Source organism: Actinocrinis sp. (assembly GCF_035650855.1).
Classification (GTDB): domain Bacteria; phylum Actinomycetota; class Actinomycetes; order Streptomycetales; family Catenulisporaceae; genus Actinocrinis.
This window is the reverse complement of the sequence record NZ_DASRGV010000027.1, coordinates 56,617-73,738: the sequence shown is the minus strand read 5'-3', so window position 1 is coordinate 73,738 and position 17,122 is coordinate 56,617. Positions and strand designations below refer to the sequence as shown.

14 protein-coding genes and 1 pseudogene are annotated in these 17,122 nt (G+C 69.6%); 5 read left to right on the top strand and 10 right to left on the bottom strand.

Annotated features, from left to right (window positions below; translation table 11 throughout):
* The 6 genes and pseudogenes from VFB40_RS02450 to VFB40_RS02425 form a co-directional block, all read right to left on the bottom strand.
* Window positions 1-367 (bottom strand): annotated as a pseudogene (locus tag VFB40_RS02450) (ABC transporter permease); the annotation flags it as partial.
* Entirely contained in the window at window positions 364-1,524 is a 1,161-nt protein-coding gene (locus tag VFB40_RS02445) for an ABC transporter ATP-binding protein (protein ID WP_414642010.1), read from the bottom strand. The gene VFB40_RS02445 and the pseudogene VFB40_RS02450, both read right to left, overlap by 4 nt.
* A 191-nt stretch (window positions 1,525-1,715) precedes the next feature.
* Window positions 1,716-2,951, bottom strand: coding sequence for an extracellular solute-binding protein (locus tag VFB40_RS02440; RefSeq protein ID WP_324847597.1), 1,236 nt, complete (start codon window positions 2,949-2,951; stop codon window positions 1,716-1,718).
* Window positions 2,952-3,122: 171 nt separating this feature from the next.
* Complete coding sequence (gene araD / locus VFB40_RS02435) at window positions 3,123-4,907, bottom strand: L-arabinonate dehydratase (protein ID WP_324847596.1); 1,785 nt, start codon at window positions 4,905-4,907, stop codon at window positions 3,123-3,125.
* Window positions 4,895-5,842 carry a dihydrodipicolinate synthase family protein gene (locus tag VFB40_RS02430; RefSeq protein ID WP_324847595.1) on the bottom strand — a complete coding sequence of 316 codons (948 nt, stop codon included), beginning with the start codon at window positions 5,840-5,842 and terminating at the stop codon, window positions 4,895-4,897. The genes araD and VFB40_RS02430 overlap by 13 nt, the downstream gene beginning before the upstream one ends.
* Window positions 5,843-5,932: 90 nt before the next feature.
* Window positions 5,933-6,592, bottom strand: a complete 660-nt coding sequence (locus VFB40_RS02425) for a GntR family transcriptional regulator (RefSeq protein WP_324847594.1) — start codon at window positions 6,590-6,592, stop codon at window positions 5,933-5,935.
* 588 nt (window positions 6,593-7,180) lie between these two features.
* On the opposite strand from VFB40_RS02425, the gene VFB40_RS02420 reads away from it, so the two are divergent.
* The 4 genes from VFB40_RS02420 (at window position 7,181) to VFB40_RS02405 (ending at window position 12,370) form a co-directional block, all read left to right on the top strand.
* Window positions 7,181-9,064 carry a glycosyl hydrolase family 28 protein gene (locus tag VFB40_RS02420; RefSeq protein ID WP_324847593.1) on the top strand — a complete coding sequence of 628 codons (1,884 nt, stop codon included), beginning with the start codon at window positions 7,181-7,183 and terminating at the stop codon, window positions 9,062-9,064.
* A gap of 281 nt (window positions 9,065-9,345) precedes the next feature.
* Window positions 9,346-11,607 (top strand): glutaminase family protein, encoded by a 2,262-nt coding sequence (locus VFB40_RS02415; protein WP_324847592.1) that lies wholly within the window; start codon window positions 9,346-9,348, stop codon window positions 11,605-11,607.
* A gap of 138 nt (window positions 11,608-11,745) precedes the next feature.
* Complete coding sequence (locus VFB40_RS02410) at window positions 11,746-11,958, top strand: helix-turn-helix transcriptional regulator (protein ID WP_324847591.1); 213 nt, start codon at window positions 11,746-11,748, stop codon at window positions 11,956-11,958.
* Window positions 11,942-12,370 (top strand): hypothetical protein, encoded by a 429-nt coding sequence (locus VFB40_RS02405; RefSeq protein ID WP_324847590.1) that lies wholly within the window; start codon window positions 11,942-11,944, stop codon window positions 12,368-12,370. The genes VFB40_RS02410 and VFB40_RS02405 overlap by 17 nt, the downstream gene beginning before the upstream one ends.
* A gap of 62 nt (window positions 12,371-12,432) precedes the next feature.
* Here VFB40_RS02405 and VFB40_RS02400 read toward each other — a convergent pair whose 3' ends face one another.
* Window positions 12,433-13,461 carry a LacI family DNA-binding transcriptional regulator gene (locus tag VFB40_RS02400; protein ID WP_324847589.1) on the bottom strand — a complete coding sequence of 343 codons (1,029 nt, stop codon included), beginning with the start codon at window positions 13,459-13,461 and terminating at the stop codon, window positions 12,433-12,435.
* A gap of 154 nt (window positions 13,462-13,615) precedes the next feature.
* On the opposite strand from VFB40_RS02400, the gene VFB40_RS02395 reads away from it, so the two are divergent.
* Window positions 13,616-14,641: a hypothetical protein gene (locus tag VFB40_RS02395; protein WP_324847588.1), complete on the top strand. Its 1,026-nt coding sequence runs from the start codon at window positions 13,616-13,618 to the stop codon at window positions 14,639-14,641.
* A 25-nt stretch (window positions 14,642-14,666) separates the two neighbouring features.
* On the opposite strand, the gene VFB40_RS02390 is transcribed toward VFB40_RS02395, so the two are convergent.
* From VFB40_RS02390 to VFB40_RS02380, 3 genes are all read right to left on the bottom strand, one after another.
* The gene (locus VFB40_RS02390; RefSeq protein ID WP_414642009.1) at window positions 14,667-15,989 is read right to left on the bottom strand and encodes an alginate lyase family protein; all 1,323 of its coding nucleotides are present in this window, start codon (window positions 15,987-15,989) and stop codon (window positions 14,667-14,669) included.
* Window positions 15,990-16,140: 151 nt separating this feature from the next.
* The gene (locus VFB40_RS02385; RefSeq protein ID WP_324847586.1) at window positions 16,141-16,542 is read right to left on the bottom strand and encodes an MmcQ/YjbR family DNA-binding protein; all 402 of its coding nucleotides are present in this window, start codon (window positions 16,540-16,542) and stop codon (window positions 16,141-16,143) included.
* A gap of 5 nt (window positions 16,543-16,547) precedes the next feature.
* Complete coding sequence (locus VFB40_RS02380; RefSeq protein WP_349261305.1) at window positions 16,548-17,099, bottom strand: Lrp/AsnC family transcriptional regulator; 552 nt, start codon at window positions 17,097-17,099, stop codon at window positions 16,548-16,550.
* Window positions 17,100-17,122 lie beyond the last annotated feature (23 nt).

Below are 17,122 nucleotides of genomic sequence, written 5' to 3'. Positions count from 1 at the left end.
GCTTGCCGCGGAAATCCGTGCGCATCCGGTAGGAGATCGGCACCGCGAACCCGACGTTGATCAGCGCGGCCGGGATCGCCAGGTAGAAGGTCGTGCCGATCGAACCGCGGGCGAAGCTGTCGGAGAAGAAGGAGCGGTACGAGGCGAAGACGCCGTGCCCCGCGTTCGTCCCCTGCGGCTGGAAGGAGAGTCCGAGCCCGTAGATGAACGGATAGAAGAACAGCGCGATGACCGCGACGACTCCGGGCAGGAGCAGCAGCAGCGTGCGGTCCACGCCGCGCTCGGCCAGGCGGTGGCGCAGCGCGGTGCGGGCCGGCGCGGGACCGGGACCCGGGGCCGTGTTCGGCTGGGTTGTCAGGGTGCTCATTCCTCGGCTCCGGTCTCGGGCAGCGCGACGGCGCCGCGGAAGACCAGCACCCGCTCGGCGGCGGCGGTCAACCGCAGCGGGTCGCCGGGCGCGACGCGCTGGTCGGTGCGCAGATGGACCCGGTCGCCGGCCGCGGTGAGGGCGTCGATGTGGAAGCCGCGGCCGTGGTACTCGACGACCTCGGCGACCGCGTCGAAGACGTTCGCGTCGGCGGACGCCTCGGCTCCGTCCCCGGCGATGCGCACGTCCTCAGGCCGGATCGCGACCTGGACCTCGGCGCCCGCCGTCAGCTGCGCGCTGCTGCTCGCCTTGCCCTGCAAGGTGATTCCGCGGCCGGTGGCCTTCACACCGTCGGCGCCGGCCTCCGCCACGTGCAGCGTCAGGATATTGCGATAGCCCATGAACGCGGCGACATACGCACTGGCAGGGGTCTCATACAGCTCGGCCGGGGTGCCGACCTGCGCGACGTGCCCGGAGTCGAGCACCACCAAGCGGTCCGCCAGCGACAGCGCCTCTTCCTGGTCGTGCGTCACGTACAGCGTGGTGAGCCCGAACTCCTGGTGGATGCGGCGGATCTCGGCGCGCATGTCCAGGCGCAGCGCGGCGTCCAGGTTGGACAGCGGCTCGTCCATCAGCACCAGCGGCGGCTCGAGCACGATCGCGCGGGCGATCGCGACGCGCTGCTGCTGGCCGCCGGACAGCTGCCCGGGGTGCTTGTGCGCGTGCTCGGTCAGCCGGACCAGCTTGAGCACGTCCTCGACCCGCTGCTTGATCTCGGCCTTCGGGCGCTTCTGCATCTTCAGGCCGAACGCGACGTTCGCGCGCACGGTCAGGTGCGGGAAGAGCGCGTAATTCTGGAAGACCATGCCGAAGCCGCGCCGCTCCGGCGGCAGCGTGTCGATCCGGCGGCCGTCCAGCTCGATCGAGCCTGCGGTCAGCGGCAGCAGCCCCGCGATGCTGTTAAGCGCCGTGGTCTTGCCACAGCCGGACGGCCCGAGCAGGGCGATGAACTCGCCGCCGCGGACGGTCAGGTCCAGCGGGTGCAGCGCGACGTGCGCGCCGTACGCCCGGCTGATGCCGTTCAAGCGCAGCTCGCTGAAATGCCCGGCGCGGTCCCGGGCCGCGGCTCGGGCGCCGCCGGAGGGCTGCGGGGTCAGGGTCGTGTCGGTCACGGTGCTCACCAGGTCCGCCTCGGCAGATTTATCGGTCTGGACTGTTCAAAACGTGTTCGTGTTCGTATTCGTGGCAGCGCGTCGGGACCCGGGTCGCCGTGGCGGATCCAGGGACCACGCGGACCGCGGTCGCCGCGCGGTCCGCTCGGCCGGGGCGCACGGGCCCGCACCCGCGCCTACTTGGTGGAGCCGATGTGCTTGTCCCACAGGTCGAACGCGGTGACCTGAGCGTCGGCGGGCAGCGAGTTCTTCATCGGGTACTGCGTCATCCAGGTGTCGAAGTCCGGGACGCCGTACTGCTGGATGACCTGCTGCGAGCTGGCCGGCGCCGCGCTGATCGGCACGTTCTTGACCGCGGGCCCCGGGTAGAAGTAGCCCTTGTCGTAGGTGACCGCCTGCTGCTCCGGGGTCAGGATCCACTCCAGCAGCCGCAGGTTGGCGATCAGCTCGTCGCTCGAGACGCCCTTGGGGATCACGCCGTACTGCGCGTCGGTGACCCAGGTGAAGCTCTGGAACTTGGCCACCTTCATCGAGGCCGGCACGGTGCCCAGCGCCCGCGGGTTGATGTACCAGCCGGTGGTGGAGGCGATCAGGTCCACGGTGCCGGCCGCCAGGTTCTTCATCGTGGTGGTCGTGCCGCTGGGGTAGTTCGAGACGTACTTGTTCAGCTCGGTCAGGTACGCCCAGGTCTTCGACCAGCCGTTGGTCGGGTCGGTGGGGTCCGAGTCGCCGAGCAGGTAGGGCAGACCCATCAGCCAGGTGCGTCCGGGTCCTGAGTTGCGCGGCTGGGCGTACTGGTACTTGCCGGGGTTGGCCTTGGCCCACTCCAGCAGCGCGTCCGTGGAGTCCGGCGGCGTGGCCACCTTCGACGGGTTGTACTCGAGCAGCGGGCCCGAGGGGTACCACACCAGCTCGATGCCCTGGTCCTGGGCGAGTGCGGCCATGTTCGCGGCGCCCTGCTGGTAGTTGTTCATCAGGTCCGGGAAGAATTGCGTGTAGTAGCTCTTGAGGTTCTGCCAGAGCCCGAGCTTGATCCCGGCGGAAAGGCCGTCGGTGCCGGTGAGCACCAGGTGCGTCTGCACGTTGCCGCCCTGCTGCTGCGCCTGGATCTTCGAGGCCAGCTGCGGCGCGGTGCCGGTGGAGTAGGTGACGTTGGCGACGACCTCGGGGTGCGCCGACTTGAAGGCCTCGATCGCCGGCTTGGTCAGGGCCAGGTTTCCGGCCACGTCAAGGACGTTGATCGTGACCGGCTTGCTCGGGGTCGAGGCGACGGACGGAGCCGGGCTGTTGCTCGAGGAGGTCGAAGTGCCGTTGCTCGGCGCTCCGCAGGCGGCGATCACCGGGACCGAGGCGCCGGCGGCGATCGTGCCGAGCAGGACACGGCGGCTGATTTCGGGAAGCTGAGCGGACATCGGGGTTTCCACACCTTCTACGTCGTCGTACAAGGAATTGAGCCGTGGGTCGTGAGGAGCGGTCGTGGCGGGCGGTGCGCCCGGGCGGTTCAGTGCGGGAACCGCCCGGGACGAGCGGCGTGCCGGGTGACCTGCCGGGCTGCCGGGTTCGGGCCGGCCGGCTTGGTCGAGTCAGTGCGGGTCGGGCTGCGGGTTCTCGCCGGGGCGGGCCAGGAAGTCGAAGTCACAGCCCTGGTTCGCCTGGGTGATGTGGTCCTGGTACAGCGCGCCGTAGCCGCGCTCGTACCGGGGTTCGGGGCGGCGCCACTGCGCGCGGCGGCGCTCCAGTTCCTCCTCGGGCACGTCGAGTGTCAGGGTTCTGGCTTCGACGTCGAGGCTGATCTGGTCGCCGGTGCGCACCAGCGCGAGCGGTCCGCCGACATGGGATTCGGGCGCGATGTGCAGGACGCAGGTGCCGTAGCTGGTCCCGCTCATCCGGGCGTCGGAGATCCGGACCAGGTCGGTGACGCCCTGCTCCAGCAGGTACTTGGGGATCGGCAGCATGCCGTACTCGGGCATGCCAGGACCGCCGATCGGACCCGCGCCGCGCAGCACGAGCACCGTGTCCGGCGTGATCCCGTACTTCGGGTCGTCGATGTTCTCGCGCAGCTGCGGGTATGAGTCGAAGACGACTGCCGGTCCGGTGTGCTTGAGCAGGCTGGGCTTGCGGGACGCGATGTACTTGATGACCGCGCCGTCCGGGCACAGGTTCCCGCGCAGGACCGCGAGGCCGCCCTCCGGATCGCAGGGCTCTTCCACGGAGCGGATCACGTCCGGGTTGTTGGGGCGCACGTCGGCCAGGTGCTCGCCGATCGTGCCGCCGCCGACCGTGGGGCGGTCCAGGTGCAGCCCCCCGGGCGTCTCGGCCAGCTGCGCGAGCAGCGCGGGCAGGCCGCCGGCGTAGTAGAAGTCCTCCATCAGGTACTCGCCGCCGGGCCGCAGGTTCGCCAGCACCGGGACGCGGCGCGAGATCGCGTCGAAGTCGTCGAGGTTCAGCTCCACCCCGGCGCGCCCGGCCATCGCCACCAGGTGAATCAGGGCATTGGTCGAACCGCCGAGCGCGAACACCGTCGCGGCGGCGTCCTCGAAGGCCTCCCGGCTCAGGTAGTCGCGGATGACCCGCCCTTCCTGCACCAGCTGCACCGCGCGCGTGCCCGCGGCCGCGGCCATCCGGTGGTGCGCGGAGTCGACCGCGGGGATCGAGGCCGAGCCGGGCAGCGCCACGCCGAGCACCTCCGCGACCGAGGTCATCGTCGAGGCGGTGCCCATCGTCATGCAGTGGCCTGGCGAGCGGGCCAGGCCGCGGCCGACCTCGGCCAGTTCGCAGTCGCTGATCCGCCCGGCACGGTGCTCGTCCCAGTACCCGAACAGGTCGGTGCCGCTGCCGAGGATCTTGCCGCGGTAGTTGCCGCGCAGCATCGGTCCGGCCGGCACGAACACCGCGGGCAGGTTCGCGCTGGTCGCACCCATCAGCAGGGCGGGGGTGGTCTTGTCGCAGCCGCCCATCAGCACCGCGCCGTCCACCGGGTACGAGCGCAGCAGCTCCTCCGCCTCCATCGCGAGCAGGTTGCGGTAGAGCATCGGGGTCGGCTTCTGGAAGGTCTCGGAGAGGGTGGAGACCGGGAACTCCAGCGGGAAGCCGCCGGCCTGCCAGACTCCGCGCTTGGCCGCCTCGGCGCGCTCGCGCAGGTGCATGTGGCACGGGTTGATGTCAGACCACGTGTTCAGGATCGCGATGATCGGCTTGCCCAGGTACTCCTCGGGCGAGTATCCGAGCTGGCTGACCCGCGAGCGGTGGCTGAAGGCCCGCATGTGGTCGCCGATCTCGCCCTCGCCGAACCAGGCCGCGCTGCGCAGCGCGGGCGCGGGCTGCTCGGCGGCGCCCTCTGGCGACCCGGAGTCGTTCAGAACTGCCATCTCGCGCCCCAGTTGGCCAGGATGGACTCGACGTGATCGCGCAGCGGGCCCGGCAAAGTCCGGGAGGGCGGGCGCACGTCGCGGCGGGAGAGGCCGAGCTGCGCCAGTGCCTCCTTGACCACGCTCACGTTGTCCGCGGCCGAATCCGCCGCGCGCAGCTGCTCGAACGGGCGAATCAGGTCCCAGACCTCGAGCGCGCCGCGGTAGTCCCCGGCCGCCAGCAGCCGGTACATCTCCAGCGAGACCACCGGCGCCACGTTCGCCAGGCCCGAGGTGAACCCGGAGGCGCCGAGCGCGAAGTAGCCCGGCGCGGAGAGCTCGGCCAGGCCGGCGATCCAGACGAAGCGGTCGCGTCCGGCGTCGTGGGCGACGGAGGCGAAGCGCACCGGGTCGGCGACCGAGTACTTCACGCCGATCACGTTCGGGGACAGCTCGCCGAGCCGGGCGATCTGCTCGCCGGTGATCCGCGCGTCCCGGACGTACAGCACGACGCCGAGTTCCGGCACCGCGTCCGCGATGGTGCGGTGGTACTCGGTCCAGCCCTCGCCGGAGATGTACGGGTGCACCGGCTGGTGCACCATCACCATCTGCGCGCCGCACTCGCGGGCGTGCGTGGCCGCGGCGATCGCGCTGGCGGTGTCGAGGCCGATGCCGACGATCACCGCGGCCCGGTCGCCGACCTCCTTGACCGTGTTCTCCACGGCGCGGCGGGCCTCGGCCGGGTCCAGGGTGTAGAACTCGCCGGTGTTGCCGTTGGGCGTAACCGCGCCGATGCCGCCGGAGACCAGGCGGCGCAGCAGGGCGCCGTGCTGGTCCCAGTCGACCCCGCCGTCGGTGGCGAACGGGGTGACCGGGATGGCGACCACGCCGGACAGCGCGGCGCGGGCCCGTTCCAGTCCCGCGACGGCCGTGCCTCTGTCATCATCGGGTTGCATGCTGCTCCAAGCTTCATTTCACGGTGCGGTGCGGAGCGTGTGCGGTGCAGAGGCGGTCCGGTCCGTTGCCGCGGGCCGGATCGCCGTAGATCAAAGCGCCGTGCCGAAGTTGCGCTCGACGAACGCGGCGATGTGCTCGCGCAGCAGCACGGCGGCGCGGTCCGCCGCCCCGGCGAGCACCGCCTCGAGGATCGCCCGGTGCTCGGCGGCCTCCTGCTCCCAGCTGGGCGTGCGGTTCCACACCACGGCCGAGACCAGGGCGGTCTGATCGCGCAGGCCGTCCAGGATGCCGACCATCAGGTCGTTGCCGCAGCCGAGATACAGCGCGCGGTGGAACTCCCGGTTGGCCAGCGAGCGGTCGGCCCGGTCGGTGCACCCGTCGGCCCGGTCGAGCGCTTCGCCCGCGGCCTTCCAGTGCGCGGCCGCCGCGGCTCCACTGGCCACGGCCCGGCGCACCGCCTCGGGTTCGAGCAGCAGCCTGATGTCGTAGACGGAGTGCGCGAGCGCGTCGTCCACGGTGCGTACCATGGCGCCCTTGTACGGGCTCATGGTCACCAGGCCGGCGCCGGCCAGCGTCTTGAGCGCCTCCCGGACCGGGGTCTTGGAGACGCCGAGCTGCGCGGCCAGGTCGTTCTCGATCAGCGGCTGGCCGGGCGGCAGCCGCCCGGTGAGGATCGCGTGCTTGAGCGCGTCCAGCACCGCCTCGGTGCGCGACGGCACCGAGACCGAGGGCACGACCGTGTTCGACATCTGACTCCGTTCGGTGCGCGGCCGGACGCCTGCGGACCAAGATCTGTCATTGGATATTTCATATACGATGTGCTGAAGCTACGCCGTCGGGCGGTGGAGGTCAATACCTTCGCCGAAGGCTTCCGGGACCTACGCCCCTTGTGCCGATTCGCCCGATTCCAGGGGAGAAAACGAAGATCCCGCGGGGAGAAAACAAAGGTCCCGCGCGGGAAGCCGGCCCTGAATGAGGGTGAAGGCCGGCCGCCCGCGCGGGCTAGGTGTTTCGGATGGAACGGCGCCATCGAGCCCCGGTTCGCAGCCGCGCGCGCTCGACCAGATCCGAGGTCTCATATATGACGTGCGATGCAAAGTATCCGTCACACGAAGCCCCGTCAACGGTCACTGAAAGTTTCGATTCGGGTCGCCGTGCGGCTTTTGCGGCACGCCGCGCAGCGCCACCTCAGTGTTCGACGGAAATTCGACGCCGCCCGCGGGCGTGAAAGGCCGGGACGTCCGTTGCCCGCCCATGCGGCCCCGTCTACATTGCGCCGTGCCGTTCGAGGGTGGCGGCCACCGTACTCGCCAGTCCGTAGGCCGCAAAGGAACGCGATGAGATCACCTTTCGCAGAGTCCGCAGACACCCGCCCGGGCCACCGCCGCGCCGGTCGCGCGCTGGCGTGCGTCGCCGGGGTCACCACGCTCGCCGCGGCGGGCCTTGCCGCCGTCACTGTGAGCGCCACCGCGGCGACCGCGCCGTGCCAGGTCTCTTATTCGGTGACCGGCAGCTGGCCCGGCGGCTTCCAGGCCGGGATCAGCATCACCAACAACGGCTCGCCGATCACGAGCTGGACCCTCGCCTTCGCCTTCCCCGGTGACCAGCAGGTCAGCAGCGGCTGGAACGGCACGTTCAGCCAGAGCGGGCACAACGTGACCGTCACGAATGCGAGCTACAACGGCTCGCTGGGAACTGGCGCCAGCGCCGCTGTCGGCTTTACCGGCACGTATACGAGCTCGAACGCCGACCCGACCGCGTTCACGCTGAACGGCGTCGCCTGCAACGGCGGCGGTCCCACTCCGTCGGCCTCGGGCTCCTCGGCGACGCCGAGCCCGTCCGCGTCGCCGTCGAAGTCCGCCTCCCCGAGCCCGTCCGCCAGCCCCTCCTCCTCCCCGACCCAGCCGGGCCAGCCGAGCGTGCCCGGCACGTGCCAGCCGCTCAGCGCCACCCTGGCCACGAGCAACGAGCAGTTCTCTTCGAGCGCTGAGTCCGCCCCGCCGGACACCTCGCGCATTCAGTCCGCACTCAACAGCTGCGCGGGCAGCGGCAAGGCCGTCGAACTGAAGGCGAGCGGCAGCAACACCGCGTTCCTCAGCGGCCCGCTGAGCATCGGCAGCAACGAGGTGCTGCTCGTCGACTCCGGCGTGACCCTGTACGCCTCGCGCAACCCGGCCGACTACCAGATCTCCGGCAAGAGCACCTGCGGCACCATCGCCTCCAGCGACAACGGCTGCAACCCGTTCATCACGCTGAGCGGTTCCGGAGCCGGCCTGATGGGCGCCCGCAGCTCGTCCGGCAGCCAGGGCATCGTCGACGGCCGCGGCGGCCAGGACATGCTGGGCACCAGCGAGACCTGGTGGCAGCTGGCGGCCGCGGCCAAGAGCGGGGGCTCGCAGAACAACCCGAAGCTGATCCAGAGCAACGGCGCGGGCAATCTGACGCTTTATGACATCGACCTGATCAACTCGCCGATGTACCACGCGCTGTTCAAGGGCGGCAGCGGGATCACGGTGTGGGGCATCCGGATCAAGACCCCGGCCAACTCCCGCAACACCGACGGCGTGGACCCGGAGAACGCGACCAATGTGCTGGTCAACGACTCCTACATCCAGGACGGCGACGACTGCATCGCGGTGAAGTCGGACGCGGGCTCGGCGGCCAGCCACATCACGGTCGAGAACACGCACTGTTGGGGCACCCACGGCTTGTCCATCGGCAGTCAGACGACAGGCGGCGTCAACAACGTGACGTTCCTGAACGACACCCTGGCCGGCACCGACACCGGCGGGATCACCAGCTCCAGCAACAACGGCATCCGGGTCAAGAGCGATTCGAGCGCCGGCGGCACGGTTTCACAGGTGGTGTATCAGAACATCTGCATGACCGGCGTCAAGGACCTGATCGTGATGGACCCCAACTACTCCAGCGGCAACGGTTCGGCGATCCCGAACTTCGCCGACATCACGCTCAACGGCGTCGTGTCGGTCAGCTCGGCGTCCAGCGCAACCTCGCAGCTCGACGGATACGACTCGAACCACCCGCTGGGCCTGAAGCTGGAGAACATCAAGCTGGACGTGACCAAGACGACGGCTCAATACGCGAACATCGGGCTCTACAACTCCAACATCACCGCCTCCGGAACCGGCGTGACGGTCAGCAACATCTCGGGCAGCGGCAGCGTCCCGTCCTGCAGCTTCCCGTCCTTCCCAGCACTGTAAGCTATCTGATCTACAAGACGATAGCTCTACAACTCGATATCTGATCCGCGTACTGTGCGGCATCGCCGGGCTTCGGCCCGCGGTGCCGCACAGTCGTCTGCGCCACAGTCTTGACGGCCCCGGCCGAGCGGTGCCTTAATGGCTCATTACAACGATGTAATCCGCCGCATCGTCGCCAGCCTGCCCGCACCCATCATCAGCGCCTCATTGCAGCAACGTTTTCCAACGTTGTAACCGCCGCCGCTTCCAGTCATCACCCTGCCCGCATTCTGGAGCGACCCATGCCCGAAACCGGTGAACCGGTCGAATCAACCCTCGCAGTCAGCCGCCGCAGCCTGTTGCGCAGTTCCGGCGCAGTGGGCCTCGGCGCGGCCGGCGCCGTCTTGCTTCCGGCCCTGGCCCAGCCCGCCCACGCCGCCACGACTTCCTCGAACGCCGATTCATCGAACACCACCTCGTCGAGCCCCGGCTCCTCGAACACCGACTCATCGAATCCGACCGGCGCCGCCTTCGCCCAGCCGCCGATCTTCGACCCGCTGCGGCCCCCGGCCGTACCGCTGGCCGTCCGATCTCCGTATCTGAGCACGTGGATGCCGGCGAGCATCCTGGCCGGCACTTGGGCGAACTTCTGGACCGGCCGGACCACCGCGATGACCGGATACCTGCGCGTCGACGGCGTGGATTACCTGTTCCTGGGCGCGCCGAGCGTCTCAGGTCACCCGGTCTCGCGCGCAGTGATTCAACGTTCGCTGACGCTGACGGCGACGCGCTCCGAGTACGTGTTGGAGGCGGGCGGCGTGCGGCTGACGCTGACCTTCCTCTCCCCCATCGAGCCCGGCGACCTGCGCCGCCAGTCGATGCCGTTGTCCTACATCCTCGCCGCCGTGCGCAGCGAGGACGGCCACGCCCACGACGTCGGCATCTACTTCGACATCTCCGGTGAATGGGCGCATGGGGATTCGAACACGCAGATCCGCTGGTCGCAGGAGCAGATAGCCGACAGCGGCGGCGGCCCGTCGCTGACCTCCCTCTCGTTCACCCCGAACAGTCCGCAGGTGCTCGCCGAGAACGGCGACATGGCGTCGTGGGGAACCGTGGTGTTCAGCGCGTCGAACCGGTCCGGGCTCAGCTGGCAGATCGGCGCGGATTCCGCCGTGCGCGGCGCGGTCCTCGGCAACGGCTCGCTTGCGAACACGGTCGACGGCGACCAGCCGCGCCGCATCAACGACAACTGGCCGGTGTTTGCCTTCCACTTCGATCTGGGCAGCGTGCGCGGCTCGACCCGCTCGGCCGTGCTCTCCGTCGGACACGTGCGCGAGCCGGCGGTCAGCTACCTCGGCGACCAACTGCCACCGCTATGGCGGTCGTACTGGTCCACTTGGCAGGACATGGCGGCGTTCTTCCACGCGGACGCCGATTCCGCGCAGGAGCGCAGCAGCACGCTGGACCGCAAGGTGGCACGCGACGCGACCGCGGCCGGCGGGCCGAAGTACGCGGCGCTGTGCGCGCTCGCGCTGCGGCAGGCGTATGCGGGCACTGAGCTGGTCAGCCGGAACGGGCAGCCGTGGGCGTTCCTCAAGGAGATCTCCAGCGACGGCAACGTCTCCACGGTGGACGTGACCTATCCCGGGATGCCGGTCTTCCTGTATCTCGACCCTGACTACCTGGGCCTGCTGCTGGCTCCGCTGCTCGACTATCCGGAGCACGGCGGCTGGCCGAAGCAGTTCGCCGAGCACGATCTGGGCAGCCACTATCCGAACGCGACGGGCCACAACGACGGCAACGAGGAGGACATGCCGGTCGAGGAGTCCGCGAACATGCTCATCATGTCCGCGGCATATCTCGCCCGGACCGGTGCCGCGGCCGCGAAGTCCTTCGCCTCGCAGCACTATCCGATCCTCAAGCAGTGGGCTGACTACCTCGTCGCGAACGCGCTCGATCCCGGCTATCAGAACCAGACTGACGACTTCACCGGCTTCATCGCGCACAGCGCCAACCTCGCGCTCAAAGGCATCGTCGCGATCGGCGCGATGAGCCAGATCGCCGCCGCGGCCGGCAACTCCGCGGACGCGGCGAGTTATCAGAGCACTGCCAGCAGCTACATCACGCAGTGGGTGACCAAGGCGCAGGACGGCGGCGACGACCATCTGAAGTTGGCCTATGACCAGCCGGGTACCTGGAGCCTGAAGTACAACGGCTACCCGGACGCGCTGCTCGGCACGGGCCTGGTCCCGCGCTCGGTCGCCGACGAGGAGGCGGCCTGGTATCTGACGCAGGCGAACCAGTTCGGCGCGCCGCTGGACCTGCGTCACTCCTACACCAAGGGCGACTGGGAGATGTGGACCGCGGCCTGGCTGCGCGGCCGTCCGATCAGCGGCTATCTGATCTCAGCGCTCTACGACTTCGCCGACGCCACGCCCAACCGGGTGCCGTTCACCGACTGGTACGACACGGTCTCGGGCAACCAGGCCGGCTTCCAGGCCCGGCCGGTGGTCGGCGGCGTCTTCGCCCTGCTCAGTCTCGGCCTCGGCCTCGGCAGGTAGCCGAAACGCCGATCGGCACGGACGTCCGGCAGCCGCGACGATGTAAAGCATGCTTGACACCAGCACGCCCCGGCGCGACACTGAAGGTGTCAAGCATGCTTTACACGCATGCGCGGGCGACGAGTGGAGCGTCAAACCATGGAGCTGGTGGTCACCGGCAACGCCGTACGCGAGCTGCGCGCGGCGAAAAACCTCTCGCAGGCCGATCTCGCCGCCGCGCTCGGGGTGTCCCGGCAGACCGTCAACTCCATCGAGACCGGCCGCTACACCCCGTCGCTGCCCCTGTCCATCGCGCTGGCCAGGTTCTTCGGAACCACCGTCGAGGAGGTCTTCCATGTCGCAGAGCGATAGCGCCGAGAGCGCGGTCCGCGGCGCCCACAGAAAGCACAATCTCGTGTTCTGGGTGACGCCCGCGGTCGCCGTGCTCGGCGGCGTGGCCTATCTCGTGACCTCGGTCGTCGGCGGACATCCCGCGCTCGGCATCGCGTTGATGGCCATGATGTTCGTCGTCGCCGCCGCGCTCGTGCTCGCCGCCAGGCGCAGCGAGACCATTCGTGGGCTGATGGACCGCCGCGACGAACGGATCACTGGCATCGACCTGAGGGCGACCGCGTTCAGTGGCCTCGTGCTCATCCTCGCGGTCCTGGTCGCCGCGTTCGTCGAGCTTGGACGCGGGCACTCGGGCGCGCCGTACACGGGGCTGGCCGCGATCGCCGGTATCGCGTACGTCCTGGCCGTAATCGTGCAGCGCGTGCGGCAGTAGTCCCGCCGTAGCGGCAGCCCGAGCGCTTCGGCCGATTCCGGGCCGGCGCCAAGCTTGAGCATCTACGCCGTCACGGCCAGTTCCCGCTCCCCCGAGCCACGCGCGAGCAGCCGGGTCGGCATCAGCACTCTGCGGCTCGGCCCCCAGCGGCCAGCCAGCCGGTCGAGCAGCAACTCCGCGCCCAGCTCCCCCATCTGCTCCGGATCGTGCGCTATCACCGTCACGCCCAGCAGATCGGCGAGATCGAAGTCGTCGAAGCCGATCAGGGCCGGCGGCCGGCTCAATCCGCGCAGCGCGCGCAACGCGCCGATCGTGATCCGGTTGTTCGCGGTCACCAGCGCGGTCGGCGGAATCGGCAGCGCGAGCAGCGCGCGCACCTCGGCCTCCGCGCTGTCCGATTCGTGTGCACCGTCGCGCATGTAACGGCGCCAATCAGCGACGCCGCCCTCGGTGACGGCTTGCTCGAAGGCCGCGACGCGTTCGAGGTGCGTCGGCAGCCGGCTCAGGTCGCCGACGAACGCGATCCGGCGATGTCCGCGGTCGAGCAATTGCCGCACCGCGTTGGTGACTCCGGCGTGGTTGTCCAGCACCACCGAGTCCGCGTCGATGTCCTGCGGCGCGCGGTCGAGGAAGGCGAGCGGCGTGCCCAGGTTGCGCTCGGGCTGCAGATAGCCGTGATCCGAGCCGCAGGTCACGATGAGCATCGCGCTCACCCGTCGCTCCAGCAGGTCGGAGACCAGGGCGCGCTCGAGCACCGGATCCTCGTCCGTACTGGCCGTGATCAGCCGCAGCCCCGCGTCACGCAGCCGGCGCTCGGCCCCGCGTGCGATCCGCGCGTAGAAGGGGTTCGCGACGTCGCCGATGATCAGGCCGACGAGGGCGGACCTGGCCCCGGCGCGCAGCTCGCGGGCGATCGTGTTCGGCCGGAAGCCGAGCTCCGCCGCCGCCGCGCGCACCCGGGCCGCGGTCTCGGGCGCGACGTACTGCTCCTCGTTGAACACCCGCGAGGCGGTCTTGAGGCTCACCCCGGACAGCTCGGCGACCTGCCGCAGCGTGGGTCGGCTCGGCTCGATCGGCGCTGGCCCGCTCATCTGGCTTCCTGTCTTGTCTGGCTTGTTCTGGTGTGCTCAGGTTCGGGGCGCGCCCAGGGGTCCGGCCCGCGCCGGAAGGGTTGACAGCCCTTCGGCGGGCGGCGAGGATTCCTCTGACAACGTTGTCATACCCGAGAAGGGTAGGGCCTGCACCATGGCCGTGTCTCGCCCAGGGTTCCAATTCGCCGGCGCCACCCTGCTCGCTCCGCACCAAGAAGGCGCCGTCGAAGGGGGAACCGTGCGACCAGTCGTGTTCGCCGAGGCGACGGGGTCCGCCGTCGCCGCCGAGGCGGGCACCGGATCCGCCACGGCACCTTGGCCCGGTTCCTCCGCGCCGCGGACCCGCGCGCCCCGGGTCGGCGCCGCACCGCGCATCGTCGCGTTCGCCCGGCAGCAAGCCCGCTACGTACGCGTCGCGATCGGACCGACCGGCCTCGCGGGCTCGCGCACGTCAATCAGGACCCTGTCGGTCATCGACGGCTCGCGCCCCACGATCGATCTCGCGCTGCGCAAGCCCGTGACCGCGTCCTCCGTCGCCCCCGCACCCGCGCCTGCGCACTCGGCAACCGATAATCCCAAGGCCGCCGCCAGCGCCGTGGACGGCAATCCGGTCACCCACTGGTCGCCGGCGGCCCACGACGAGCGACCGTGGATCCAGCTCGACCTCGTCGAGTCAGCATTCTTCGATCAGCTCTGCGTCGTCTCGAACGCCCTGGACGCGGACGACCTCGCGCTTCGCGTCTCGGTATCGCAGGACTGCGAACTTTGGCGCGAGCCCGAACCGGCCGAGGACCCGCTCTCCGCGCTGCGCATCGACTTCGGCACCAGACTGCCGCCTTGCTCCGCCGACTGCGGACCGCTGCACGTCCAGCCCGACACCGAGACGTGGCAGATCTACGCGGTCAACCACACTGCGGTCCGCGTCACCGGAGCCAGCCTCTCCGCGCGGATCTACGAACCCTTTGGCGAGCAGCTGAGCCACATCGAGCAGCAAGACGTGACTATCGAGCCCTTATCCATCGCGCCCGGCTTCGTCGTCTCCCGATCCGCGTACTTCCCGTCGACGCACCTGGTCTCCCTCCAGCTCCACGACGCGGATGGCGCTCTGCTCTCGGAGCACAACTGCTGGCGCTACCGTGTGGAGGCAGCGCGCACCTCCACACGGACCAGAGCCCTGTGATTCGAACTTTCGCCAGGGTGGCGAATCAGGAGCCGGAGATATCGTCCAGCTGCTCCGCCGCGGGTGCGATCGGATAGAGGTCTCCGGTTTTCGGCGTGGGGACGTGCGCGAGCGCGGCCCTCGCCTGACGGTCACCGGCGTCGGCCGCCGCGTGCACGAGGTCCAGCGCGGCGTCCTGCTGGAAGCCCAGTTCCGGGTACGGCCACGCGGACTGCCCGCCGACGGCCGCCGGGAGCAGGAAGTCGACCGCGCCGAACAGGCCGCCGCCGGCCGGGGAGGTGTATTGCCAGAGGTCGACGCCGACGTGGCGGCCGATCTGCGCGAGCCTGGTGAGCGCGACCAGGTTGAAGGTGGAGTAGTGCCAGCTGCGCGTCCGGGAGATCTCCAGCGGCTCGGTTCCGGCGGCGCTGATCTGCACGTCGATCCGCTTGGTCTCGGCCTGCTGCACGATGCCGCGCGCGGTGTCGCGCTGCCCGACGTAGAGCGCGAGCGCGGCGCAGAGCATGTCATAGAAGCTGCCGTGGTTGTTCGCCTGGGCCGCCTCGTCGGCTCCGTTGGAACTGGAGCGCAGCCAGGTGAGGAACGCGCAGTACCAGGCGGTCATGCCGCCGTGGTCGGTGCGGGTCCAGCCGGGCGCGCCGTCATCGAGGATCGCGGTCGCGTCGACGACGTCGGTCAGCGCTTCTGAGAACTCGATGATGCCGATGCCGCGCCCGTCGACCTGGCACGGGATGCCCTGCGCATAGTTCAGGTTCGGGTTCATCCTGGTCGCCGCGTCGAGGAACCAGGTACGCAGGTCGAGTTCGGCGCGCTGCGCATAACGCGGGTCGCGGGTGTAGTACCAGGCGAGCGACAGATCGTAGATGGCTGAGAAGGCGCTGCCGCGCTCGGCGTGGTCGGGGATGCTGTCGACGATCGGGTCGCGCTGGCCGTCTTTCTGAATGTACGGACAGCCCCAGGGATTCGAGGGCGTCATCGGCTGCGTGGGCCACCAGTAGGGCGCGAGGCTGAGGTAGTCGTGCTTGTCACCGCTCGGCGGCAGCATCGTCTTGTCGGTGACGGACCACGGCCCCGCGGTCAGGTCAGGCTGCGCAAGGGCCAGCAGCGCGTTCAGCGACGTGTGCAGCGTGTGGTCGCCGGCCAGCAGGCCCAGCCGGTTCAGCAGCAGCCGGTCTCCGTCCAGGACGACGGTCGCGGGCGGGCAGAACGATCGCGGTACCGGCCAACCGCAGTGCGCTGAGACATTGGCCGGGGCGATATTGGCCGGGGCGCCGACGGCGGTGGTGGTCGTGGATGCCGACGCGGAAGCTGGAACGACAGCCACGGCGCACGCGGAGCTGACGGCCATGGCGAAGACGACGAGTCTCTTGAGCAAGACAGCTTTGTCGAGCAAGGCAGCGCACCTTTCACATATGTGAATCGTGGGCATCTATGTGAATTAGCTCCGCAGCCGAATGTACTCGCGCTCCGCGTGAATGACACCCTCCAAGTGAAGGGAATTAACCAGACTGGGACGGCTCCGCGTCGAGTTGTCGGAGCAGGCGCGCCGGGGCGACCGCGCGGTACGCCTCAGACACCAGCTCGCCGATCTCCGCCCAATCGACCGGAACGTCGAGGTAGACCCCGAGCCAGCCGCGATGCCCGACGTATGGCGGCCGGAAGTAGTGCTCGGGGTCCGCGGCGGTCAGGTGCTCCTGCGCGCCCGGCGCGGCGGCGCACCAGAAGGCCACGCGATCGTCGTGATGTCGGTCCGCGAACATCACGAAGGTCTTCTTGCCGCCGATGAACCAGGTCGGTTCACCGTGGCTGGGCCGTTCGACGACCTCGGGCAGGTCGAGGCAGAGCGCGCGCAGCCGGTCGAGCGGCGCCGTCGCGCACTCCGTCGTGTCTTCGCCGGCCATGCTCATCACCCTCCCGCCGCCCCGGCACCCTTCTTCGCCCGCTTGCCATCATCCTGCCGCCTGCCACCGACAGCCTCCGCCGCGTTATACGGCAACAGCGGACTGCCCTCCCAGGTCGCGAAGATCAGGTGGGTCTGGAGCCTGGCCACCTCGGGCCGCGCGGTGAACTGGTCGAGCACCAGGCTCTGCAGGTCCTGCACGCTGCCGCAGGCGACGTGCACGAAGAAGTCGTCCGGACCGCTGGTGTGGTGCAGCGACCGGGTTTCCGGCAGCGCGAGCACGTGCGCGATGAAGGGGTCGACCAGCAGCCGCGAGTGCGGACGCACCTGCACCGCCAGCAACGCCTCGATCGGGCGCCCGATCGCCTGGGCGCCGACGCGGGCCGTGTAGCCGGTGATCGCGCCGACCCGGCGCAGCCTGGCCACCCGGTCGAGGCAGGTGGAGGGTGCGATGCCGACCTTTTCAGCAAGGTCTTTGTTCGGCATCCGGCCGTCGTTCTGCAACTCACGCAGAATCGCGATGTCCACCGGATCAAGTTTGGCGCTTTCCCCATTCATCCGAACAAGATACGGGAGTCGTG

Excerpts from the sequence above, each read along its gene's own strand:
- VFB40_RS02440 (WP_324847597.1), bottom strand. The coding sequence starts at position 2,951 with ATGTCCGCTCAGCTTCCCGAAATCAGCCGCCGTGTCCTGCTCGGCACG.
- araD (WP_324847596.1), bottom strand. The coding sequence starts at position 4,907 with ATGGCAGTTCTGAACGACTCCGGGTCGCCAGAGGGCGCCGCCGAGCAG.
- VFB40_RS02430 (WP_324847595.1), bottom strand. The coding sequence starts at position 5,842 with ATGCAACCCGATGATGACAGAGGCACGGCCGTCGCGGGACTGGAACGG.
- VFB40_RS02425 (WP_324847594.1), bottom strand. The coding sequence starts at position 6,592 with ATGTCGAACACGGTCGTGCCCTCGGTCTCGGTGCCGTCGCGCACCGAG.
- VFB40_RS02420 (WP_324847593.1), top strand. The coding sequence starts at position 7,181 with ATGAGATCACCTTTCGCAGAGTCCGCAGACACCCGCCCGGGCCACCGC.
- VFB40_RS02415 (WP_324847592.1), top strand. The coding sequence starts at position 9,346 with ATGCCCGAAACCGGTGAACCGGTCGAATCAACCCTCGCAGTCAGCCGC.
- VFB40_RS02410 (WP_324847591.1), top strand. The coding sequence starts at position 11,746 with ATGGAGCTGGTGGTCACCGGCAACGCCGTACGCGAGCTGCGCGCGGCG.
- VFB40_RS02405 (WP_324847590.1), top strand. The coding sequence starts at position 11,942 with ATGTCGCAGAGCGATAGCGCCGAGAGCGCGGTCCGCGGCGCCCACAGA.
- VFB40_RS02400 (WP_324847589.1), bottom strand. The coding sequence starts at position 13,461 with ATGAGCGGGCCAGCGCCGATCGAGCCGAGCCGACCCACGCTGCGGCAG.
- VFB40_RS02395 (WP_324847588.1), top strand. The coding sequence starts at position 13,616 with ATGGCCGTGTCTCGCCCAGGGTTCCAATTCGCCGGCGCCACCCTGCTC.
- VFB40_RS02390 (WP_414642009.1), bottom strand. The coding sequence starts at position 15,989 with ATGGCCGTCAGCTCCGCGTGCGCCGTGGCTGTCGTTCCAGCTTCCGCG.
- VFB40_RS02385 (WP_324847586.1), bottom strand. The coding sequence starts at position 16,542 with ATGGCCGGCGAAGACACGACGGAGTGCGCGACGGCGCCGCTCGACCGG.
- VFB40_RS02380 (WP_349261305.1), bottom strand. The coding sequence starts at position 17,099 with ATGAATGGGGAAAGCGCCAAACTTGATCCGGTGGACATCGCGATTCTG.